Origin of the sequence: Nocardia sp. NBC_00565, from assembly GCF_036345915.1 — a bacterium.
GTDB lineage: Bacteria > Actinomycetota > Actinomycetes > Mycobacteriales > Mycobacteriaceae > Nocardia.
Genome location: NZ_CP107785.1, coordinates 627,287 through 649,238, shown reverse-complemented (window position 1 = coordinate 649,238; position 21,952 = coordinate 627,287). Strand labels below are relative to the sequence as shown.

Sequence of the window (21,952 nt, the reverse complement as noted above, 5' to 3'; positions counted from 1 at the left end):
GCGCGGGCCACCCGCGGCAAACAATGGCAGACTCGAAACCGACAATGTCGACACGAGCAGAGGTACCGATGCCGCAACCCCGTTGGATTTCACGCAGCACGCTGGTGGTGGCGGGCGTTTTCGCCGCCGCGGCACTGACCGCCTGCGGGAGCGACTCGAACCCGGCACCCACCGGCAGCTCGAGCACGACCACCGGATCGGCGACCGCCACCACCGCGCCCGGCAAGACCACCGGCGCCGCACCGACCAGCCTGGAGATCTCCGACGCCTCGGCAACGCAGCTCTGCGACATGATCCGCCCCGAACTGTCGAACTGGCGGGTGCAGGGCCCGACATTGGGCCGGATCGGACTCAACGCGCTGGTGCACGAGTGGGCACTGCGCAACGGCGGCATCAACGGCCATGTGCTGGCCGATAAGGCGATAATCGACCGGATCACCATCAAGAGCTGCGCCGATGTGCACCAGCAGGCGATCGAGGCACTGGAATTGAAGGATCTCGCTTCGGGACTCGCCTTCTGATGCGCACCCTCTACCCCCCGATCCGGCCGTACGACACGGGCATGCTCGACGTCGGCGCAGGCCAATCCGTGTACTGGGAAGTCAGCGGCAACCCGGACGGCAAACCCGCGGTATTCCTGCACGGCGGCCCCGGCGGCGGCACCGCGCCGTTCCACCGCCAGTTCTTCGACCCGGCGGTCTACCGGATCGTGCTCTTCGATCAACGCGGCTGCGGGCAGTCCACGCCGCATATCGCCGACGGCGCGAGCCTCGAGACCAACACCACTCAGCATCTGATCTCCGATATGGAGGCGCTGCGCGAGCACCTCGGCATCGAGCGCTGGCAGGTGTTCGGCGGCTCGTGGGGTTCGACACTCGCGCTGGCCTACACGCAGCGACATCCGGACCGGGTCACCGAACTGGTGTTGCGCGGCATCTTCCTGTTACGGCGCAAGGAAATCGACTGGTACTACAACGGCGCCGCCGGATACGTCTATCCGGACCAGTGGGAGAAGTTCCTGGCCCCGGTGCCCGAAGCCGAACGCGATAGCGATCTGGTGCGGGTGTATCACCGGCTGCTGCACTCCCCCGACGAGCAGGTCGCGCGCGACGCCGCGGTCGCCTGGTCCACCTGGGAGGGCGCGACGAGTTCGCTACTGCCGCAACCGGATCGGGTCGAGGAGACCGCCGAGCCGCGCTTCGCGCTCGCCTTCGCCCGGATCGAGAACCACTACTTCGTCAACGCCGGCTTCCTCGACGAGGGGCAGCTGCTGCGCGATATCGGTACCATTGCCCACATCCCGGCCGTTATCGTGCAGGGTCGCCACGACATTGTCTGCCCGGCGACCAGTGCCTGGGAATTGCACCGTGCCTGGCCCGGTTCGGTACTGCACATCGTCGACGACGCCGGACATGCCGCGAACGAACCCGGCATCACCCACCATCTCGTCGAGGCAACCGACGGATTCGCGAAAGTGAGCTGATCATGGTCACGGCCGGAAACGCCATCGTCGGGGCATTGCGCGACGACGTCGACCGGCTGCTGGCCGCCGAACCCGACGTCCGCGCCGACGCCTGGGATTCGGTGCACCAGATGCGGGTCGCGACGCGCAGGCTGCGCAGTGTGCTGCGCTCCTACCGCACGCTCTTCGAACCATCGCCGATCGCCGAAATGCAGCAAGAGCTGAAATGGCTGGCGGATCTGCTCGGCGTCGCCCGGGACGCCGAAGTGCGCGCGGAGCGGTTCGCGGCGCTGCTCGCCGCACACGCGCCGCAGGATGAATTCGCCCGGCTCGCAACGGAATCCGCGGCCGCCGGCACCTCGAAGACCGCCGGAAACGGTTACGTGCCCGGCACCACCGAGTACGTGCGCACCGAGCTGGTCGGCGCGGAACGCGACCGGTACGCGCGGGCGCACGCAAACATTCTCGACGCCCTCGACAAGCACCGCTATCACACCCTGCGCCACCGTCTTTCGGCCTGGCGCACCGAACCACCCCTGGATGCCGCCAAGTCGAACCAGCCCGCTGCCGAAGTCTTCGAACGCATCCTGCGCAAGGACCGCAAGCGACTGCGGCGACTCGTCTACGCCGAACCCGCCGTCTCCCCCGAAGAACGCGTCGAACTGCTGCACGATATCCGCAAGGGCGCCAAACGACTTCGCTATTCCTGCGAGGGCGCGATCGACGTACTCGGCAGTCCCGCAAAAGATCTCGGCAACGAGGCCAAACGCCTGCAAACCGTCCTCGGCGACCACCGCGACGCGGTCGAATCCCGTGAAGCGATCCTGGCGCGCGCCGACGAAACCCACGCCACCGGAGTCAACGCCACCATCTATGCCCTGCTGGCCGATGCCGAGGAAATCGCCGCGGGCGAAGCGCTGGCCAAATACCCCGCCGCGGCAGCCTTTGTTTCTGCGTGAGTCACAACGCGGTTCGGTACGGGTTCAGAGGTTCGCTGACGCGGCGTGACCGCCGTCGGCTCAGATCGGATAGCCGAAGCTGATCTTGCGGATTGCTGGGTCGGCGGCGATCAAGCGGACCTGGACCTTTGCTCCTTCCGGGGGTGCGCCGGCGCAGGGACCGACAACGGGTGGGGCGGCGACGAAGACCTCGGCGGGGCGGCTGCCGTTGGCTTCGCGGACTACTACGGCGTCGAAGACGGTGCCGCTGCGCTCGGCGAGCAGTGTGGCTTCGGTCAGATCGATGCAGGCGCGTTCCACCTTGCCCGCGATGCTGTCGCTGCGCTTCATCGATTCGGCGGTGGGCGTCAGTCCGCCGCGGACCCATTGCGGCACTTCGGTTCCCGCGCAGCGGGCCAGGCAGATCTCGGTGGCGAACCGGTCGGCGAGCCGTCGCAGCGGTGCGGTGACATGCGCGTAGGGCGCGCCGATCGCACTGTGCCGCAGGTTGTTCGGGGAAGGTGCGCCGTTCGTCGAGCGCGCGCGACCGTTCGGCTTGGCGGATTGCGAACCATCCTCCGGCGGCTCGCCGTCCAGCACGGTGTAGGCGGCGCCGCGCAGCAGTCCGGTGGCTTCCGACATCAGCACCATCGTCTTGGGCGCATTCGGGTCCAACCCCGCGAGCATCCGTCCGACAGACTGATCAGCGGACCAGTCGACCCCGAGCGCCGCGGCCGTCCTGCGCATCGAATCGATCGCCGATTCGCTGGGCGGCGGCATGGTCCGCAGCAGCGCGATGCGTTCACCCGCAGCGGGTGCACCGTCGGTGCCGTTCAACATGATTCGGGCCGCGCACATGCCGGTCAGCAGCGATATCTGCTCGTTCCAGTCGTCGGCGGCGGTGCGCGGTTCCACCACCAGCCGCCAGTGTCCGTCGACGTTGTCGTCGCGAATCACGCTCTGGGCGGGCAGGCGCAGCCCGATCGCGCCGCGCGCCAGCCCGGCCTCGATGCGCCGCGTGCCGAATTCCGGCAGGGCCGCGATCGAGGGATGCAGGCGGTTCGCGTCGGCGTCGGCCTGGACGCTCGTGTAGTCGAGCCGGGCCCTGGAGCGCACAGTGGCCCGAACAACCGAGAACCGCCGCGGTTCGGCGTTCTCATCGCATTCGATGGTCCACAGCGCGGCGGGCCTGGTCTGCTCGGGCAGCAGGCTCGCGGAGTTCTCCGACAGGATCGGCGGATGCAGCGGCACGGCGCCATCGGGGAGGTAGAAGGTCTGACCGCGCACGCCCGCTTCCTCGGCCAATGGGCCGAGGGGGTCGACTACGGCGCCGACATCGGCGATCGCGTAATGCACAGTGAAGCCGGAAGAGGTGCGCTCGATATGCACCGCCTGGTCCAGGTCCATGGCACCGGGCGGGTCGATGGTCACGAAGGGAATATCGGTGTGATCACCGCGAATGCCCGCGAACGCGTCGATCGCGTCGCGGGCCGCCGCGGTGGCCTCGGCGGGATACGCCGAGGTCAACCCGAATTCGGATCGAATGGCACCGAAATCGACCGGTGCCGAGATGATCCGCTGGTGGAGTTCCACGCTGCCGCAGTCGGGCTCTACTGCAGTGCCAGCATGGTGCCGTTCAATTCATTGAGCGGGCCGTACACGGTAAAGGTCACCCGGCCACCCGGGACGTTGGAGGATACGTCCGCCGCGGCGTCCAGCGCCTCGCCGAACGACGCCGCCGACGGATGCGGCAGACCAGCGATGGTCTGCCCGAAATGGTTCTGGGCCACCCAAGCGGTGTCGGCCGGGCTGAGATCGACCTTGACCCCACCCGCCAGCGGGGTGACCGCGACCGCCGAAGCGGAGCCGGCACCCAGCACGGCGAAAACCGATGCGGCCCCGGCGATCAGCGCACCGGCGACCAGTGAACGAACAATCCGCATAAAGTTGAGACCTGCTTCCGTGATCGGAGAATGTGAGGTTCGTGGTATCCCGGCAACGGGGCTTACCAACGGCGCCTACTCTATGACGTCGCTCACGTTCTAGGCCAGTACCGTCCGAATCGCCATGCCGGACACGCCGACGCGGCGGTACCACACCCCGGCTGCTAGGGTTGCCCGGCGTAGCGGGGTCGAACTTTCCCGCACATTCCGCAAGTGTCCCGTACGTCGACAATTGGGAGTTACGCAACTCATGTCAACGCTTCTTTTCGATTACCTCGCGCCACTGCTCGGCCCCGAGCAGGCGTTGTATTGGGCGCAGGTCTTCATGATCAACCCGACCTGACCTCACCGATACCGATGCGGTCTTCGTTGCCTTCCGTTAACCACACGGGAGGCGACGTTTTCCAAGTGCCGCTAGCATCCCGCTGCGTGACCAGAACTACCACCGCAATCGCGGCCAGCTCCGCCGTCTTGGCCCTGCTCCTCGCGGGTTGCGGCGATGATAAATCCGCCCCCGCCGCTTCCTCCTCCGCTGCCGCAACCACTTCGGCGGCCAAAGCGGCAGGCGGCGAAACTCTAGACAATGTCAAGGCGGGGACATTCGTGGTGAGCTACCGCAGCGCCTTCCCCAAGCTCGCCGAGGGCAAGGACGACACCAAGATTCGCGACATCCTGGTCGACACCTGCAAGGACATCAAGGACGGCAAGGGCGAGGACGAGGTCGTCCAGAACGTCATCAAGCGGACCAAGACCGGCGCCACCGAGGCCTCCAAGGAAGAGGCCCAGGCGATCTACCAGATGGCGAAGATGCTCTGCTGATCAGCTTCAGTGCCGAGCAATCAATCCTTCTGCCACGGCAAATAATTGGGCAGGTACTTCAATACGTACCCGACGGTGATCATCACGATGATCGAGATAACGGGAATCAGAATGGACATCGGCCCGGTTTCCTAACGTTGTGCTAACCGATGCGGCCGTACGGCCCGCCGTACCCGTATCGGTATACGCCCGATGTGTTACGAGCGCATTCCATCTTGGTCTGCCGCTGGCGTGTTGCCCTGATCGAGCGCAGGGGGCGGCTCGGGCAGATTGATTTCCGTGGTCTTTTCGGTTGGGGTCAGCGTCGTCCGCACCGCAGGCTCGGCAGCGTTCCGCTCCGGCGGGGTAGCACGCTCCAGGAACCGCAGCAGCTCCACCGGGAACGGCAGCACCAATGTCGAATTCTTTTCCGCCGCAACCTGAACCACGGTTTCCAGCAGCCGCAATTGCAGCGCCGCCGGTGACTCCGACATCTGCGCGCCCGCCTGTGCCAACATCTTCGACGCCTGCAACTCGCCCTCGGCGGAAATGACCCGGGCCCGCCGCTCCCGCTCCGCCTCGGCCTGGCGCGACATCGAGCGCTTCAGCGCATCCGGGATCGAAACATCCTTGATCTCCACCCGGTCGATGTGGATGCCCCAGCTGAGCGCCGGACTGTCGATCATGATTTCCAGCCCCTTGTTCAGCTCCTCACGGTTGGCCAGCAGGCTGTCCAGATCGCTCTTGCCGATGATCGAGCGCAGGGACGTCTGCGCCACCTGCCCGACCGCGAACAGATAGTTCTGCACCTCCACCACGGCGCACACCGGGTCGATCACCCGGAAATAGACCACCGCGTCCACGCGCACGGTCACGTTGTCGCGGGTGATGCCGTCCTGCGCGGGCACCGGCATGGTGACGATCTGGGTGGAGATCTTGCGCATCCGGTCGACGAACGGAATCAGCAGGCGCAGACCGGGATCTCGGGTCCCTACCACGCGGCCGAACCGGAACACCAGCCCCCGCTCGTACTGTGCGACCACGCGCGCGCTCAGCGCGGTGAGCACCCCGCCGGTGATCGCGCCCACCCCGATGATCGCCCCGATAATGCTGAGAATATCCATGGCCACGCCCCATACGAAGTGCCTGACCGCACCGATGCGGCCCTCTTCCATCATGGCACCGGATTACCGAGCGGGCACTGAATCAAGGGGCGGACGAGTTGGCCTGTAAGCCGGATCCTGTCCCCGGTTCGCACCGGGTGACGACCATCCATCTGGGCACACCGTCGCCGGGTGCCTCGAGCGGTCCACCCGCAGGCTCGGGCGAGCAGCCCTCGAACACCTGCGCAGCCGCACCGCGAACGGTGCGACCTTCGACCTTGCTCCGGGCGGGGTTTACCTAGCCGCCCCGGTCACCCGGGGCGCTGGTGCGCTCTTACCGCACCGTTTCACCCTCACCGACGCTCGCGCGTCGGCGGTCTGTTCTCTGTGGCACTGTCCCGCGGGTCACCCCGGGTTGCCGTTAGCAACCGCCCTGCTCTGTGGAGTCCGGACTTTCCTCGGCGACAGGCGGCGGCACTCGCATGCCCGTTCCTGTCACCGCGGCCGCCCGGCCAACTCGTCCGCGACGTTCAGCCTACTTTGATCAAGGGGTACCTTCTTCACCGGGAGTGGATGCCCGGTCCTTCAGGTGGGGAGGAATGCGTCGGTGCTCATTGTGTCCCTCTCGACTTTCGCGGTTTATGGCGAGCAGGTGTTCGATGTGCGTCGCGCACTCAGCGGCGATACCGTGCGTTGCCGCGAACGCCCGTGGCAATTGGCGGAGGTTGATTTCTGCAACGATTCTCGGGTTGTCGTGGTCGGTTGCGATTTCGGCGGGCGCTTCGTCCTGGGTGGACACCCGGTGGTGCGCGTCACTTCGGTGTCCGGAAGCCGCCGATCTTCTGCTCGAGCAGTTCGGCCAGCCGCAGCGGGGTGCGGTCCTCGAACATCGGACCGATGAGCTGCACTCCCACCGGCAGCCCCTCGGGGGACCGGCCCGCAGGGATGGCGGTGGCGGGCAGACCGGGCATGGTCGCCACACCGGCCCAGACGAGCTGGTCGAAGTACGGGTACTCGATGCCGTCGATGTCGATGTGCCGGTTCTCCAGACCTCCGTTGTGGTCGTGCGGGAAGGCGGGAGTTGGCGTGATGGGGCACACCACGGCATCGAACTCGGCGAAGAGCTGCCGCCAGCCGTGGCGGTGGAGTTCGCGACGGTTGTTCGCCTCGACCCAGTCGCGGTGGCTGAGCACCATGCCGCGCAGCCGCGCCGCATCGAGACTCCGGTCGTCCGCGCTCAGGGCGGCGGCGTGGGTCCGCAGCTGTTCGTACACGTCGAGGGAAATACCTGCGGCGGCGTTCGACAGCATCAGCAGCATGTAGAGCGTCGCCGCTTCGGTCGGATCGGGCAGCAGCGGACTGCGCCGTTCGACGCGGGCGCCCGCGTCGACGAGCGCCTCGGCGACCCGGGTCACGCCCGCCCGCACCGCCGATCCGGTCGGAATGAGCGGATGGTCCTCGATGATCAGGACACGGAAGTCCGACAGCCGCTCGTGACGCGCGGGCGGCAGTGCGACGTCGTAGGCGACGCCGTGGGTCAGCGGGTCCGGTCCGGCCATCACGTCGAGCAGCAGCGCGAGGTCGCGGGCGGTGCGCGCCATCGGACCGACAACGGCGAGGTCGAGATCGACCGGCAAGGCCGGCGCTGGCGGCGCGACCATACCGCGGGCCGCCGCCAGCCCGAGTGTCGGCTTGTGCGCGTAGACACCGCAGAAATGCGCGGGGGTGCGCAGCGAACCGGCGAGGTCGGAGCCGATGGACAGCGCGCCGAATCCGGCCGCCAGGGCCGCCGCCGAACCGCCGGAGGACCCACCCGACGTGCGGCCGTGATCCCACGGATTGTTGGTGGTGCCGTAGATCTCGTTGAAGCTCTGGATATCTCGCAGCATCAACGGCACATTGGTCTTACCGAGCAGCACCGCGCCGGCCGCCTTCAACCGCGACACCTGTACCGCGTCCTCGGTCGGTACGTAGTTCGCGTGCTGCGGCATGCCCCAGGTCGTGGGTAGCCCGGCGATGTTGTAGGACTCCTTGACCGTCACCGGAATACCGAGCAGCGGCCGGTCCTCGCCGCGGGCGCGCGCCTGGTCGGCACGATGTGCGGCGGCCCGCGCACGGTCGAAGTCCGGCACACAGATCGCGTTGATCGCCTTGTCGTCGCGCTCGATGCGGGCGATCGCCTCGTCGGTGAGTTCTACCGAGGTCACTTCACCGGCCCGCAAGGCAGCTGAAAGCTCTTCGGCCGAAAGAAAATTCCACTCCATGAATCCGACGTTATTGGCCTGCCGCAGAGGACATAAAGTGCCGCTTCGCACAACGGGAAGGTCGAACGGGCCACCATCACCGGCAATGTCACGCACTCGATCCGTCATCAGAGGTGGCCCACCCCAGGTCATGGTGTTGGCAGTGGGCTAGTGCCATTGACACAGGCCATGAGATGCCGTTTCGCACAACGGGATAGATATCTCAGTACTCGTCATGTTCCTCTCGGGCTGAAAGACTCAACAGGGCTGGTTTCGACCCTGCTGGTGTTGATTGCAGACGACCTGAGCGCTCGCCGAGCGATCAGGCAGCATGAGCCAGGAATCCCCGCCCTTCCGGGCGGGGCGGAATCAATGGCCTGACCTGGCGACCGGTCGGAGCGCAACAGCTCGGACCGAAACAGTACGGTGAGGTGCTATGGAACGTGTCGAGGTCAGTTTTCCCTCGGGTAGCGAGCACTGCGCTGCCTGGCTGTATCCCCCCGACGGCGTCCCCAAGCCCCGCCCACTCGTGGTGATGGGGCACGGTTTGGGGGCCAACCGTGAGATGGGTTTGGACCGGTACGCTCGGCGATTCGCCGCCGCGGGCATGGGTGTGCTGGTATTCGACTACCGGCACTTCGGCGCCAGCCAGGGCTCACCGCGCCAGCTACTACATATCGCCCGGCAGCGCGAGGACTGGCGCTCGGCCATCGCGTACGGGCGCACCCTGCGTGGCTTCGATGCGACTCGAATCGCCCTGTGGGGCACCTCTTTCGGCGGCGGCCACGTACTGGCGGTCGCACCCGACGACGATTACATCGCGGCGGTAGTCGCCCAGGTTCCGTTCACCAGCGGCTGGGCCTCGGCCATGGCCAAGGGCCCGACCAGCCTGACCAAGGTGGCCACCATCGCCGCCACCGATCTGCTCATCGGCTCGATCCGGCGCAAGCCCATTCGTATCCGGCTGGCCGGTCGCAAGCGCGCGGCGGCGCTGATGAGCGCGCCGGATGTGCCGGAAGGCTTCGGCAGGCTCGTCGAGGAGAGCGAGACCTACGAACCGAAAGTCGCTGCCCGTGTGGCGTTCTCGACATTGTTCGATTCCCCGGGCCGCCGGGCCAAAGCGCTGAAGATGCCGGTGTTCTACGCGATCGCCGATAACGACTCGATCGCACCGCCCAAACCGACGCTGCGCGCGGCCCAACGCACTAAGCACGCGGTCGTAAAGCGGTATCCGGTAGGACATTTCGACCTCTACTTCGACGACGTCTTCGAACAGACCGTGTACGACCAGACCGAGTTCCTGGTATCGGTGCTGCGCCCCTGACATCGCCCTCGCGGTGATGCGAACGGTATTCTGGGCACACCCCGTCGGTCGATCACGACCGGCCACGTCGATGGCCCGGATGCGCCGCGAAGCATCACCGCGATGAGAATCGTTGCCTCCCTGCTGCGCACCTGTGACGCGGTCGGCGCCTGTATGGCGGTACCGCGGCGACCGTGGGTGCCCGACGCGTTGAACCACGGGAATACCCTGCGGCACCTCAACGTCGCGGTCGCGGGGTCGCTGGTGCTCTACAAACTCGCGGGCCTGTGCTGACCTGCGCTCTTCCAGGGCACGGCACGGGTCGGGGTGTCGCGGTAGATTGCGGTAGGCGAATTGCGTCGGCGGCCGATTCGGGGAGCGTGCGATGACCGATCCACTGGCACTGGAGATTCGGCGGCAGCAGGTGTTTCATCGGCTGCGCGAACTTCGCCGCGAACTCGCGGAATTGGACTCCGGATACGGCTCGTTGCAGGCCTCGGGCATGTTGGTCGATACCGAGGGCATCGGAGCGCTCACCACCGCGGCCTACTGCATCGCGGGTGCGCGAGAAGTGTTCGAGGAAGCACTGATCGAGCTCGACGCCGCGGCCGACGCCCTGGATCGGGCGGGGGTATATACCACCAGGTTGCGCCCGGTCGTGCTCAACTGATCGGCGCTGTCGGTGCCTGCCGCTATCGTCGCCGACCATGAACCTCGCGACCGCGGCAGTCGCCGATATCGTCGACCGGATCGACCCGATCGATGCGCTCGAACACCAGCACATCGCTGACACGCTGGCCTGGCTCGCCTCGACCGATGATGTATTCCGCCGGGTCAAACCCGACACTCCTGCACGCCATCTGGTCTCCTATGTCGTGCTCGTGGATCCGCGGACCCGCGGCGTTCTCCTCGGCCGCCATCGGCTCGCCGGATTATGGCTGCCGACCGGCGGTCATATCGCACCCGGAGAACATCCGCTGGCCGCCGCCGCACGGGAGGCGACGGAGGAATTGGGCATCGATCCCGAATTCACCGTCGCCGGAACCGAACCGCTGTTCCTCACCGTGACCACCACGGTCGGCATGGACAGCGGACACCAGGATGTCAGCCTCTGGTACGTCATCCGCGGCGACCGCACTCGCGAATACACCCTGGATCCAGGCGAATTCAGCGATGCCCACTGGTGGGACATCGATACCTTCGACCATCCCGACTCCGACCCGCACTTCGCTCGTTTCCTGGCGAAGCTCGAACCCCTGCTCGCCGAACCGATCCGGGACCGATAGTGGCTACCGTGCGGTGTCCGCCGGGCCGACGTATTCGATTCCGGTGACGATATCGGGGAGGATCCTGGTCACTCGATCACCGGCGCCGACTGTGCGGGCGGGCAGAAACTGTTGATAGCGCACGATTTCGTGTTCGTCGCGGACGGTGTCGGCGATGCCGGTGACGATCACACACCAGCCGAGATGGGTGTGGTGGTCGATCGCATCCACCTCGTAGGCCACGACCTGATGGTCGAGCGAACTGGTCGTGGCGGAGTCGGCGTAGAGCACCAGATGGTCCTCGACGATCGCATGGCTGACCGGTCGAATAGCGGGTAATGCGTAGCGCGAGAATGCGACACGCCCGAATCCGATCGTCCCGAGCAAATGCAACGATGTATCGACCGACAGTTCGCGCGATTCCCGCACACCGTCCAACGCCATGTCTCTATTGTCCACCCGTTTGGCATCCGAAGCAGCCCCTAATCGATCGCCACGCGTCCCGCCGGGGCGTTCGGACTCGACGAACGCGGTGTCCGTCGAGTTCTGATCCTGTTGTCTACCAAGCAATTACCCGCCGAAAACAGTCCACAGATTGGCACAGTAGTATCGATTTCGAGAGAGGTCAGTCCATTGCTGTCCTATCGTGCGCGTTAGAGTACACACGTCTCCGGGTCCCGAAGCGTGGCCACCAATACGAATCAACGACTCAGGAGGATGCGATGCCCGACGATGTGCGGTCGAGCCCCCAGAGCGGTACCCGCCTACGGCGCGGCACCCGTGTCGGCCGAACCGCTCGGCGTAAGCCACGACGATCCTTCGTCCCCGCCGAGGGGTGGTCCGAAAATGCGACAGCCTTCGCCGATTCCAGCGACCGGCTGGTGCGCCGCCTCTTCGACGTCGGACTCCGACTACATAAGCTCCGCATGGTCTTCGACCGGCGCGACCCGAGCGACACCGAGTTGCGCGCGACCAGCGACGCCATCGGCGAAATGCTCGACGACCTCGACGGTCTCATCCGCGAAACCGGGCTGACCATGCTCGAACTCGCCCGTGACCAGCACACGATCACACCGGACCAGACGGACACGCAGCACACCGAAGCACACCACGGACGGCCGGTGAGCCGTCGCGGACGGCTGCGCTGAACTCAGGGGTCATTGCGCGACCGGACCTGCCGGTGCAAGATCGCGGAATGCGGGTGCGGCAATTGGGTGGGGAAGAGTGGACGGTCGCGCGGGAGATCCGGCTCGACGCACTGGCGGGATCACCACCGGGAACATTCAGTTCGACCTACGTGATCCGCGCCTGGAGAGCGAAATGGTCTTCGCCTGCGGCCCGAAGTAGCTACCGCCCGGCCTGCCGCACGCCGCGGACCTCGAGCCCGGCGAACACCGCGACCCACACCGCTCCGATCAGTAGGAATACGACGCCGAGGCCGGTCAGGTCGACCAAACCCGAGCACGCCAGCACCACCAGTGCCACCGCCGACACCGCGTTGACGCCGATGACAGCGTTCGCGTGACTCGGCACGAGTTCGGGATACCCGGCGATGAGCAACAGCGCGAGCCCACCGCCGATCATGGCGACACTGAACGGGAGTGACCACGTAGGCGGCAGCCCCAACGGCCCACTCAGGGCCGCCGCCCCGGCCAGCATCACCACGCCGAAGATCCCCGTGCCCCAGCCGTCGAGCCGCAGTACGGTCCGCAGGAAATCCGTGTCCGACGCAGGCCGGGCGCTGACTGTGCTCATCTCGTTCTCCTGTGGTCGATCCGTGGCAGCCGATCGGCTCCCGGGACCGACCATGCCGGGCCTGAGGTGCAGGTCTCAATAACCTCCGAGGTCATGGCTGCGCGCATGCGGCGCTGATTAGCCTGGTCAGGTGGCACCAACTCAGACGCAATCGCGGGTCGGCGCGCTGCTGCGCGACTGGCGACAGCGACGCAGGCTCAGCCAACTCGACCTGGCGCTGTCCGCGGACAGCTCCTCGCGGCACATCTCCTACGTGGAGACCGGACGGGCGATGCCGAGCCGAGCGATGATCCTGCGGCTCTGCGATGCGCTGGAGGTGCCGCTGCGCGAGCGCAACACCCTGCTGTTGGCCGCCGACTACGCACCCGCCTACCGGGAGAGCAGCCTCGACGACGCGCACCTGGCATCGGTCCGATCCGCGCTCGATATCATGCTGACCGCGCACGAACCGTATCCGGCGGTCGTGGTGGACCGGCTCTGGAACGTGGTCACCGGCAATGCGGCGATGGGGCTGTTGATGACCGGTATCCCCGAGCAACTGCTGCTGCCGAAACCGAATGTCTATCGGCTGGTGCTGCACCCCGAGGGCCTCGCGGGACGACTCGCCAACCTGACCCAGGTACGGGAATTGTTCCTGGAGCGACTGTCCCGCCAGGTCAATGCGACCGGCGACGCCGAGTTGCGGGCGCTCTTCGACGAAGTGGCCGCCTACCCGTTGCCGCCGGATCCGGTCGAGGAGCCGGATGACGATGCGGCACAACCGAGTCCGTTCGAGGTACCGTTGCGCGTCCGGACCCCGTTCGGTGAACTGCGCATGTTCAGCACCATGGCCACCTTCGGCGCACCCGCCGACGTGACGCTGTCCGAACTCGCGATCGAATTGTTCTACCCGCTGAACGCATTCACCGCCGAAGCCCTGCGCGGGCTCGCGACGGATCAGATGGGCTGGAACCCGCTGCCGACGCCGCCGGTGGCGTCCACGGCCTGAAGAATCTGATCGATCGGCGCGAAGAACGCCGGTGAGTGAATGGGATTCGCACCGGACAGGCACGGGATATTGAAGCCGACGCCACCGAGTCCGGTCAGCCGCCCCTGATTCATCCCGACCAACCGATCCCCCACGGTGACCGGACCACCGGAATCGCCCGGCTTGGAACAGGACTGGTTGATGGTGCTGCCCTGCAGCGAGCCCCAGACGACACCGCAGTCGAATCCGCTGCTGCGCCCGCTCGTGCACACCGGTTCGCCGGGAGCGGGTGCGGCGCCGAGTCCGGCGATGGTAGCCGGGCCGATACTGCGCACGGGTGTGACCTTCGCCGGATCGAACTGCAGCACCGCGAAATCGACGCCCTTGCCGTCGTCGGAGTACGCGACGGTGCCGATGACAGCCGCATCCAGGAACTGTTCGGCGCCGAATAGCGCACCGGTCGAGGCGCAGTGTCCGGCGGTCAATCCGACCAGTCGCCCGGCGTTGTCATAGCCGATCGCGGTCAGCGAGCATACGGCGTTGTTGTCGAAGACCAGGCCGGAACTACCGCCGACCACCGCGTTTCCCGCCGCCTGCGCGGTACCGGCCACCAGACCCGATGTCGCCACGGCGGCCGAGATCAGCGCCATCCAACCGAACTTCACGGCAAGTACTCTCCTTCTCGAAAAGCGCTGGCCGACATCGGAATCGACTCAGGCGTTGGCCAACCGCACACGATGGAGAGCCGCCCCGACAGTTGCGGCCATCTCGGAACTCTAGTTCAAGATCGCGGACCCGCCCGCCGAAACCCAACCGTATGCGGAATCGTCCGCATAACGGCGGGTCGCGGACTTCAGGCGTCGAGCATCTCGGCGTCCAACTCACGATCCATACTCGGATCGGCCGCCGCCAGCGCCGCGTCCAATTGCATCGCGACCGCACCGACATGCGGTTCGGTCATCATGTGCAGGTGATCGCCGGGCACCGACACCAGCGTGAAGCGCCGGGCCGCATACTGCCGCCACCCGTTGTTCCCGCTGTCGAACATGCTCCCCACGGCCTGGTGCGCGATATCGACACCCGGCGGCAGGCCCTCCTCGGCCCGCAGCAGGGTGATATCGCGGTCATAGGGCTCGAGCCGGTACTCCAGCAGCGCCGTGTAGTTGGCGTAGAACACGTCGTAGAGCCTGCGGATCGCCTGCGGTGAACTGTCGGTGGGCAGGATCCCGGACCGTATCGCCTCGGTGAGCATCGCGTCGAACAACGCCTCGGACCCGTGCACGTCGGGTTCGAAATCGACCAGCGCGGCCTGATTTCCCCGGGCGTACCAGAGCAATTCGAGGAAGAACCAGCGGATGAGCTGCTCCTCGGCGATAAGCTCGCGGGCCTGCTGGCGCAACGCCATCGTGTCCAGCAGCGTCACGCTGGCCACTTCGTGCTCGGGCAACTGCCGCGCCATCTCGAGCGCGACATTGCCGCCGAACGACCAGCCCGCCAGGTGGTACGGCCCCTGCGGGTGCACCCGGCGCACCGCCGCCAGATAGGACTCGGCCATTGCGATGATCGACTTCTCCGGTGTGCTCCCGGGATCGGCGCCCGCGGCCTGTAACCCGTAGACCGCGCGATCCGGATCGAGGTGGCGGGCAAGTGCCAAGTAGCACAGCACATTTCCACCGATCGGATGCACCAGGAACAGCGGCGGCTTATCACCGCCGACGCTGATCGGCACCACGGGGTCATAGGTGCGGTGGGTATCACCGGACCGGATCAGCGCGGCGAGTTCGGCGGCCGTCGGCGCACCGATGAACGAGTCGAGTGGCACCTCGACGCCGAAACGCCGCGACAGCCCCATCACCACGCGCATGGCTCCGATGGAGGTGCCGCCCGCGGCGAAGAAATCGTCGTCCAGACCGATCGAACGCAGGCCGGCATACTCCGCCAGGAGCGCGGCCGCGGACTGCTCGTACTCGTCGGCCGGTTCCCGCTGGGTGGCAACAGATTCCGGTGCGGCCTCGACGATGCAGCGCAGCGCCCGGTCGTCGCGCTTACCGCTCGGCGTGCGGGGCAGTTCGTCGAGGAAGACGAACCGGGACGGCACCATATGCGCCGGCAGCACGCCGCGCAGATCGTGCCGCAGCGCGGCCAGATCGGTCTGTTCGGCGTCCCCGACCAGGAAGGCGATCAACGCACCGTCGATCCCGCCGAAACCCCGTGCCACCACAGCGGCTTCGGTGACGGCCGGATACCGCTCCACCAGCCCGAGGATGCACAGCTCCACCTCGGCGGGCTCCACCCGGAAGCCGCGGATCTTGACCTGACTGTCGCTGCGGCCTAGGCAGACGATATCGCCTGCGGCCAGCCGCACGCCGAGATCACCGGTGCGATAAAGGATTGCACCGCCGTGGGTGGCCACGAACCGCTGGGCGGTCAACGCCGCCCGGCCCTGGTACCCGCTCGCGATGGACCGTCCGCCCAGGTAGATCTCACCGATCACACCGTCGGCCACCGGACGCAGTGCGCCGTCGAGCAGTTCGACGGTATCGCCGTCGACCGCGCGGCCGACGGGCGGCAGCGCCGGATAGTCGTCGGGCGAACCGGTGAGCGTGAAGGTGGTCGCGACGTGGGATTCGGTTGGGCCGTACTGGTTTTCCAGCAGCAGTCCCGGCACCACCTTGCACAGTGCGCGGATCTCGTCGGTGATGCGCAACTGCTCACCGGAGGAGGCGAGCACCTTCAGGTTCACTGGAAACATCCGCCGGGCGACCACGGCCTCGGCGAAGGCCTGCAGCGCGACGTAAGGCAGGAACAGTCGCTCGATGCCCTCGTCGACGACGGTATTCAACAACTCCTCGACATTGGCGCGCAGATCCGCCGAACTCACTCGCAGCGTGGAACCCGCGGCCAGTGTCGTGAAGATCTCCTGGAACGAGACGTCGAAGCTCAGCGGAGCCAGCTGCAATGTGCTGGCCAGGTCGATACCCGATGGGCTGCGGTTCTGCCAGTCGACCAGGGAAGTCAGGCCGCGATGCGGCATGGCGACGCCCTTGGGCTCGCCGGTGGAGCCGGAGGTGAACAGGACATACGCGATCGCGTCGGGCGATACCTGGTCCGGGACAACGCCTTGCGCATGTCCAACGGTCGGGTCGAACAGCGCCGCGGTGTCCAGTACAAGTGCGGCGTTGTCGACGATCTCGGCGTAGTCGGCGTCGGCGATCACGCGGTGCGGACGGGCGCGGTCGATCATCAGATTCAGCCGGGCCCGTGGGTAGCTGACGTCGAGCGGCACACAAGCCGCGCCGATCCGCATGAGCGCCAGCACCAGCAGCACCAACTCCGGGCGACGGCTCATCAGAATGCCGATCCGGTCGCCGGGCCGGATGCCGAAACCGCTGAGCCGCCGCACAAGTCGACCGCAGCGCTCGATCAGTTCGTTGTAGGTCATGCTGGACTCGTCGCCCCGCACGGCGATCGTGTCCGGATTCAGCGCGGCCGCCTCGGCGACCAGCGTGCCGACATCACGGGCGGTCAGCGGACCGGCGCTGCGATCGATCGCCGCATCCGGATCCGCGACGATGCTCGCCAGCATGCGCAGCTGGGTGATCGCGACGGTCTCGCACTGATCCCTGGTCAGGGTGTGATCGCCGTTGACCCGCACCCACATTCGGCCGTCGCGCGGGTCGTTGGCCACCGTCACCAGTAATTGGAAGTTGGTGTCCTCGCGAACGTCGAAGTCGCGCAGTGCGACTCCGTCCGCTCCGACGATCGGTGCGAAAAGGTGGTAGTTGATGAAGTTGAATGCGGTCTCGAAGACGGGACCGCCATCGGCCAGGATCGAGCGCAGCGGATAGCGCCGATGCGGGTAGGCCTCGCGTTCCCGGCGCGCCACCTGGTCGACGGCCGCACGCCAGGTCACGGCGGTATCGTCCAGTCGCATCGGCAGCGTGTTGAGGAACAGGCCCGCAATACTTTCCGCGCCCGCCCGGTCCGGACGGCCGTGGCTGACCACGCCGGTGGTGATATCGGCACGCCCGGTCACCGTGCGCAGCGTCAAGCAGTGCGCCGCCAAATAGACGGCCTTCTCGGGCACCTGGTGCCGGGCCGCGAAGGCGGTGATCCGCTCGGCGAGCCGGCGCGGCACCAGCGCGCGGGCCTGCGGTTCCCGCGCCACCACACCCTCATGGACACCGAGCGCGGTCAGCGCGGTCGGTTCGGCCCCCGCCAGCGTGTCACGCCAGAACGCACGCGCCGAATCGTCGTGCGCCGCCGCGATTTCGGCTTGTGCGTACTCGGCGAGCACGGTGGCCGAATGTGGGGCCGCGGCGAGGCCGGTCTGGAGCAACCCCAGCTTGTTCAGATAGTCCAGCAGCAGCTCGAGCACCGAGGTCGCGACGCTCCACCCATCGAGGATCGCGTGGTGGAAACTGAACACCAGATCAACAGTCCGACCAGCGCTTTCGGCGGACTGCAGGAATACGCACAGGGCGTGCAGCGGGGCGCGGGTGAGGTCGTACGGAGCGTGCCTGCGCTCCTGGATGTAGTCCTCGACCTCTTGATCGGCCAGCACCTGGTCGATATCGGTGAGATCGACGATCTCGACCTCGTAGTCGACCGCGGTGTGCACGACTTGGAGCGGAACCGAGTACTTGCTCAGCTCGAACGACGAACGCAGCGCGGGCTGACGGCGCACCAGTCGGTCGAACGCCGCACGGAACTGCGCGGCATCCCACGGCATGTCGAGTCGGTAGCGGAATACGTCCTTGTAGGTCACCGAATCGGCGCGCTCGATGCTGTGGAAGAGCATGCCGAGCTGCAGCGCGTTGGCCGGGAAGGCGTCCTCGGCCTGATGTAGTGCCGCGCGGTCGATCAGCGGCACCGTCTCCAGTGTCGTGGCGATCCGAATCCGCTCGCCGTCCGGGCCATCCGAGACGATCCGGGCGAGTTCGGCGATCGTCGGATGCTCGTAGAAGGCATCCACATCGAAGAACATCCCGGCCCGCTCGGCGGCGGTGCGCACAGAAAGCGCGAGTATGGAATCGCCGCCGTGGGTAAAGAAGTTGTCGTGTACACCGATGGAGTCGATGCCGAGCACGGTCCGCCAGACCTGTGCCAGCTCGGCCTCGACCGGTGTTCGTGGTTCGACCGCCGCCGCGACCGCATGGTCGGCGGCCGCCGCCTGCCTGGTCAACGCCTTGCGATCGGCCTTGCCGTTGCGGGTCGACGGGATCCGATCCACGCGCAGCAGCCGGGTCGGAATCATGTAGCGGGGCAGGCGGGTCGCGATCTGTTCGGCGATCTCGTCGCCGGTCACCGCGTCGCCGACGAAGTACCCGACCAGATGCGCACCGTGTGTCTGCGACTGCTCGTCGAGCACGGCCGCGCCGCGCACACCGTGGCAACCCAGAATCGCGTTCTCCACCTCGCCGAGGGTGATCCGGTTGCCGCGGATCTTCACCTGGTCGTCGAAGCGGCCCAGGTACTCCAAGGTGCCGTCGGCCAGCCAGCGCGCCAGATCGCCGGTGCGGTAGCGGCGGCGGCCCGGCACGGTCAGATCGTCGACGAAGGCGGCGGCGGTCAGCTCGGGGCGACCGCGGTAACCCCGGGCGACGCCGACACCGGCGATATTGAGTTCACCGGGCACGCCGATGGGCATTCTGCGTCCGGATTCGTCGAGCACCAGCAGGTCGATATTGTCGATCGGTCGGCCGATCGGCACTACATCGAGCGAATCGTGCTGGTTGTTTCGAGTGACCTGCAAGCAGTCGCTAGCGGCGGGGCAATCGAAATACGACACGTCGACGGTGGCCTCGGTGGGGCCGTACAGGTTCACCAGCCGCGGCGGCTGCTGTTGCACCGCCGCGAAGGCCGCGTGGAAGCGGCGCACCAGCGCGGGCGGCAGCGCCTCACCACTGCAGAACACCCGGCGCAGGCCCGCGATGCGCGGCACGATCGTGCGATCGGCGGTCAGCTCGTCCACGAAGGCGGCCAGCATGGACGGCACGAAATGCACGACGGTCACCGAATTCGCCTCGATGGCCTCGGCGATGCGGCGCGGATCCCGTTCGCCGCCGACCTCCAGCAACGCCACCTCGGCTCCGGTGATGGCCCACCAGAACAACTCCCACACCGACACGTCGAAGGTGACCGGCGTCTTCTGCAGGATGACATCGTCGGCGGCCAGCGGGTAGCGGCGCTGCATCCAGGTGAGCCGGTTGACCACCGAGCGGTGCTCGATCATCACGCCTTTGGGCACACCGGTCGAGCCCGAGGTGTAGATCAGATAGCTCAGATCCGCTGGGTGCGAGACATTTTCGACAATGCCGGGCAGCGTGTCGGCCACCGTGACGCGGGTGACGCCGAGATCGGCATAGAGCCGCGCGTGCTCGCGCCCGGCGACCACGAACCGCGCCTCGCAATCGGCGAGGACCGTTTCGATCCGCGCCGCCGGATAATCCGGATCGAGCGGCACGTAAGCGCAACCGGCGCGCAGTATTCCCAGCACCGCGATCACCATGTCGGTGGTCCGAGGCAGAATTACCGGTATGCACTCGTTGCCGGTCGCGCCCAGCTCATGCAGCTTCGCTGCGAAACCGTCTACCAGCCCGGACAATTGCCCGTAGGTCAGCCATCGTTCACCCGATCCGGCGGCGGGCACGATGGCCACCCGGTCCGGATGCGCGGCAGCCTGTTCGTTGAAGAGCCGATCAATGGTGGTGTAGGGGAACTCGATTCGCGGCCCCGCCTCGAAGGTCGACACTTCGGCACTGGTCGGCTCCGAGAGCAGCGGCAGCGCACCCACCGGGGTCTGCGGATGATCCAGCGATGCGGTGACCATCTCCGCGACACTGCGCAGCGCCGACTCGATCGGGAAGCTCGCGTCGAAAATGTCGGTGTCGTAGAACAACTGGAGGCTGATCGAGCCGTCGCGGCCGTTCTCCGCGGTGACGATGGTGAGTGCGTTGGTCACCGAACCCGGATTGTGCACCGTCCACTTCGAGATGAGCTCGTGGACGTAGTCGGCATCCGGCAGTTTGGTGTGCGAGAAGGCGACGTCGTACAGCGGCGGCGCGACCGGGTCCGGATTCAGCGCGCGGGTCAGTTCACCGTAGGGAAATCGCTGATGCTTCTTCAGCTTTCGAATCTGCTGGGTCACCTGCTCCGCGATCCGCGCGAGCGGCACGTCCCGTTCGACGCGCACCGGCAGCGGAATGACATTGGCGCGATGGCCCTGGGTACGGTAGGTCTCCGCCGAGTGCCGGTTGAGCATCGGCACGCCGATCACCACCTGATCGGTGCGGTGGATCGTCGCGAGATAGGTCGCGACCGCGGCCGTGAGGTAGGCGAAGACGGTGACGCCGGTGGCCCGGACCCGATCGAGGTACTCCCCCGAGATCATCGTGTTGTAGTGTCCACGCGCGATTCTCGCCGCGCTGGTCCGATTCGGAAACAGGGCCGGCTCGACGCCGTCGAGCGCGGCGAGCAGGCCGTCGCGGTCCGCCGTGTACTGCTCAGAGGCCCGGTACGCCTCATCGTCCTCGATGATCCGCCGGTAGGTCGCCACGGAACGGTCGGTGTGCTCGTTGACGGGCTCGGGCACCGCGAGCTGGTCGGGCGGTACGTCTTTCATCTTGTAGCTGGTATCGAGCGTGGCGATGACCAGATTCATGCCGTACCCGTCGGCCAGCGCGTGATGGACCGAGATGAACAGGAAGAACCGGTCCGGCCGGTCCACCACGGCGGCCAGGCGCGCGGGCCGATCCGGTCGCTCCGGCGCGCCCACCTCGCGCCACAGCCACTCCTGGACCGCGGCCTCGGGATCCGGCGCACCGGTCAGATCGACGACCTCAACCCGCGGAATCTCATCCGAAATCCACTGCCGGAACTCACCGTTGTCGAAGGCGAAGCGCAGGCGCAGCGCTTCGTCACTCATCAGTGCTCGCCGCCAGCACGCCCGCAGTCGCCCGATATCCAGCGGCTCGTCCATGCGCAGGCTATAGGTCTGCTGGGCAACGGGTTCCGGCGCCAGCCGCAATGCCAGGCCGAGCACGTCGCGCTGATACGCGCTGACCGGCCATGCCTCGGTGGGTCTGTCGGGGTTTGCGCTCGTTTCGGACGTCACAGTCACTCCTATCGCGACGGTTGCGGCACAGACCGTGCGCAAATCTGTCCAGGACCCCC

The 21,952-nt window shown here is 66.7% G+C and carries 18 protein-coding genes and 1 other RNA gene; 10 read left to right on the top strand and 9 right to left on the bottom strand.

Features of this window, described 5'->3' with window-relative positions:
• Positions 1 to 68: 68 nt before the first annotated feature.
• Genes OG874_RS03340 through OG874_RS03330 form a run of 3 tightly spaced genes read left to right on the top strand, consistent with a single transcriptional unit; the run spans position 69 to position 2,421 of the window.
• On the top strand, positions 69 to 521 hold the full coding sequence (locus OG874_RS03340; protein WP_330253652.1) for a hypothetical protein: 453 nt from the start codon (positions 69 to 71) through the stop codon (positions 519 to 521).
• Complete coding sequence (pip, locus tag OG874_RS03335) at positions 521 to 1,483, top strand: prolyl aminopeptidase (protein WP_330253651.1); 963 nt, start codon at positions 521 to 523, stop codon at positions 1,481 to 1,483. The genes OG874_RS03340 and pip overlap by 1 nt, the downstream gene beginning before the upstream one ends.
• A gap of 2 nt (positions 1,484 to 1,485) precedes the next feature.
• The gene (locus OG874_RS03330; RefSeq protein ID WP_330253650.1) at positions 1,486 to 2,421 is read left to right on the top strand and encodes a CHAD domain-containing protein; all 936 of its coding nucleotides are present in this window, start codon (positions 1,486 to 1,488) and stop codon (positions 2,419 to 2,421) included.
• Between the two features lie 60 nt (positions 2,422 to 2,481).
• On the opposite strand, the gene OG874_RS03325 is transcribed toward OG874_RS03330, so the two are convergent.
• Together OG874_RS03325 and OG874_RS03320 are read right to left on the bottom strand one after the other, a co-directional pair.
• A complete protein-coding gene (locus OG874_RS03325) occupies positions 2,482 to 3,993 on the bottom strand; it encodes an RNB domain-containing ribonuclease (RefSeq protein WP_330253649.1) in 1,512 nt (503 codons plus the stop codon).
• Between the two features lie 17 nt (positions 3,994 to 4,010).
• A complete protein-coding gene (locus OG874_RS03320) occupies positions 4,011 to 4,343 on the bottom strand; it encodes a hypothetical protein (protein ID WP_330253648.1) in 333 nt (110 codons plus the stop codon).
• Between the two features lie 429 nt (positions 4,344 to 4,772).
• Between OG874_RS03320 and OG874_RS03315 the strand changes: the two genes are divergently transcribed.
• Positions 4,773 to 5,162: a hypothetical protein gene (locus tag OG874_RS03315; RefSeq protein WP_330253647.1), complete on the top strand. Its 390-nt coding sequence runs from the start codon at positions 4,773 to 4,775 to the stop codon at positions 5,160 to 5,162.
• Between the two features lie 197 nt (positions 5,163 to 5,359).
• On the opposite strand, the gene OG874_RS03310 is transcribed toward OG874_RS03315, so the two are convergent.
• From OG874_RS03310 to OG874_RS03300, 3 genes are all read right to left on the bottom strand, one after another.
• Positions 5,360 to 6,265: a slipin family protein gene (locus tag OG874_RS03310; RefSeq protein WP_330257156.1), complete on the bottom strand. Its 906-nt coding sequence runs from the start codon at positions 6,263 to 6,265 to the stop codon at positions 5,360 to 5,362.
• Between the two features lie 90 nt (positions 6,266 to 6,355).
• An RNA gene (gene rnpB / locus OG874_RS03305) (RNase P RNA component class A) lies at positions 6,356 to 6,764 on the bottom strand.
• Between the two features lie 292 nt (positions 6,765 to 7,056).
• The gene (locus OG874_RS03300) at positions 7,057 to 8,508 is read right to left on the bottom strand and encodes an amidase (protein WP_330253646.1); all 1,452 of its coding nucleotides are present in this window, start codon (positions 8,506 to 8,508) and stop codon (positions 7,057 to 7,059) included.
• A gap of 415 nt (positions 8,509 to 8,923) precedes the next feature.
• On the opposite strand from OG874_RS03300, the gene OG874_RS03295 reads away from it, so the two are divergent.
• The 4 genes from OG874_RS03295 (at position 8,924) to OG874_RS03280 (ending at position 11,076) form a co-directional block, all read left to right on the top strand.
• The gene (locus tag OG874_RS03295) at positions 8,924 to 9,811 is read left to right on the top strand and encodes an alpha/beta hydrolase (RefSeq protein ID WP_330253645.1); all 888 of its coding nucleotides are present in this window, start codon (positions 8,924 to 8,926) and stop codon (positions 9,809 to 9,811) included.
• A 102-nt stretch (positions 9,812 to 9,913) separates the two neighbouring features.
• Positions 9,914 to 10,084: a hypothetical protein gene (locus tag OG874_RS03290; protein WP_330253644.1), complete on the top strand. Its 171-nt coding sequence runs from the start codon at positions 9,914 to 9,916 to the stop codon at positions 10,082 to 10,084.
• 91 nt (positions 10,085 to 10,175) lie between these two features.
• Entirely contained in the window at positions 10,176 to 10,460 is a 285-nt protein-coding gene (locus OG874_RS03285; protein WP_330253643.1) for a hypothetical protein, read from the top strand.
• Positions 10,461 to 10,497: 37 nt separating this feature from the next.
• Complete coding sequence (locus OG874_RS03280) at positions 10,498 to 11,076, top strand: NUDIX domain-containing protein (RefSeq protein WP_330253642.1); 579 nt, start codon at positions 10,498 to 10,500, stop codon at positions 11,074 to 11,076.
• Between the two features lie 3 nt (positions 11,077 to 11,079).
• Here OG874_RS03280 and OG874_RS03275 read toward each other — a convergent pair whose 3' ends face one another.
• Positions 11,080 to 11,499: a pyridoxamine 5'-phosphate oxidase family protein gene (locus tag OG874_RS03275; RefSeq protein ID WP_330253641.1), complete on the bottom strand. Its 420-nt coding sequence runs from the start codon at positions 11,497 to 11,499 to the stop codon at positions 11,080 to 11,082.
• 278 nt (positions 11,500 to 11,777) lie between these two features.
• Here OG874_RS03275 and OG874_RS03270 point away from each other — a divergent pair, with 278 nt between their 5' ends.
• Positions 11,778 to 12,203: a hypothetical protein gene (locus OG874_RS03270; protein WP_330253640.1), complete on the top strand. Its 426-nt coding sequence runs from the start codon at positions 11,778 to 11,780 to the stop codon at positions 12,201 to 12,203.
• Positions 12,204 to 12,402: 199 nt separating this feature from the next.
• Here OG874_RS03270 and OG874_RS03265 read toward each other — a convergent pair whose 3' ends face one another.
• The gene (locus OG874_RS03265; protein WP_330253639.1) at positions 12,403 to 12,810 is read right to left on the bottom strand and encodes a hypothetical protein; all 408 of its coding nucleotides are present in this window, start codon (positions 12,808 to 12,810) and stop codon (positions 12,403 to 12,405) included.
• A 130-nt stretch (positions 12,811 to 12,940) separates the two neighbouring features.
• Between OG874_RS03265 and OG874_RS03260 the strand changes: the two genes are divergently transcribed.
• On the top strand, positions 12,941 to 13,798 hold the full coding sequence (locus OG874_RS03260; RefSeq protein WP_330253638.1) for a helix-turn-helix domain-containing protein: 858 nt from the start codon (positions 12,941 to 12,943) through the stop codon (positions 13,796 to 13,798).
• Here OG874_RS03260 and OG874_RS03255 read toward each other — a convergent pair.
• Together OG874_RS03255 and OG874_RS03250 are read right to left on the bottom strand one after the other, a co-directional pair.
• Positions 13,747 to 14,442 carry a S1 family peptidase gene (locus OG874_RS03255; protein ID WP_330253637.1) on the bottom strand — a complete coding sequence of 232 codons (696 nt, stop codon included), beginning with the start codon at positions 14,440 to 14,442 and terminating at the stop codon, positions 13,747 to 13,749. The genes OG874_RS03260 and OG874_RS03255 overlap by 52 nt on opposite strands.
• Before the next feature lie 188 nt (positions 14,443 to 14,630).
• Positions 14,631 to 21,893 (bottom strand): amino acid adenylation domain-containing protein, encoded by a 7,263-nt coding sequence (locus OG874_RS03250; RefSeq protein ID WP_330253636.1) that lies wholly within the window; start codon positions 21,891 to 21,893, stop codon positions 14,631 to 14,633.
• Between the last annotated feature and the right edge of the window lie 59 nt (positions 21,894 to 21,952).

What these genes read in the sequence shown, in the direction of transcription:
- OG874_RS03340 (WP_330253652.1), top strand. Translation starts at nt 69, where the DNA reads ATGCCGCAACCCCGTTGGATTTCACGCAGCACGCTGGTGGTGGCGGGC.
- pip (WP_330253651.1), top strand. Translation starts at nt 521, where the DNA reads ATGCGCACCCTCTACCCCCCGATCCGGCCGTACGACACGGGCATGCTC.
- OG874_RS03330 (WP_330253650.1), top strand. Translation starts at nt 1,486, where the DNA reads ATGGTCACGGCCGGAAACGCCATCGTCGGGGCATTGCGCGACGACGTC.
- OG874_RS03320 (WP_330253648.1), bottom strand. Translation starts at nt 4,343, where the DNA reads ATGCGGATTGTTCGTTCACTGGTCGCCGGTGCGCTGATCGCCGGGGCC.
- OG874_RS03310 (WP_330257156.1), bottom strand. Translation starts at nt 6,265, where the DNA reads ATGGATATTCTCAGCATTATCGGGGCGATCATCGGGGTGGGCGCGATC.
- OG874_RS03300 (WP_330253646.1), bottom strand. Translation starts at nt 8,508, where the DNA reads ATGGAGTGGAATTTTCTTTCGGCCGAAGAGCTTTCAGCTGCCTTGCGG.
- OG874_RS03295 (WP_330253645.1), top strand. Translation starts at nt 8,924, where the DNA reads ATGGAACGTGTCGAGGTCAGTTTTCCCTCGGGTAGCGAGCACTGCGCT.
- OG874_RS03290 (WP_330253644.1), top strand. Translation starts at nt 9,914, where the DNA reads ATGAGAATCGTTGCCTCCCTGCTGCGCACCTGTGACGCGGTCGGCGCC.
- OG874_RS03285 (WP_330253643.1), top strand. Translation starts at nt 10,176, where the DNA reads ATGACCGATCCACTGGCACTGGAGATTCGGCGGCAGCAGGTGTTTCAT.
- OG874_RS03280 (WP_330253642.1), top strand. Translation starts at nt 10,498, where the DNA reads ATGAACCTCGCGACCGCGGCAGTCGCCGATATCGTCGACCGGATCGAC.
- OG874_RS03275 (WP_330253641.1), bottom strand. Translation starts at nt 11,499, where the DNA reads ATGGCGTTGGACGGTGTGCGGGAATCGCGCGAACTGTCGGTCGATACA.
- OG874_RS03270 (WP_330253640.1), top strand. Translation starts at nt 11,778, where the DNA reads ATGCCCGACGATGTGCGGTCGAGCCCCCAGAGCGGTACCCGCCTACGG.
- OG874_RS03265 (WP_330253639.1), bottom strand. Translation starts at nt 12,810, where the DNA reads ATGAGCACAGTCAGCGCCCGGCCTGCGTCGGACACGGATTTCCTGCGG.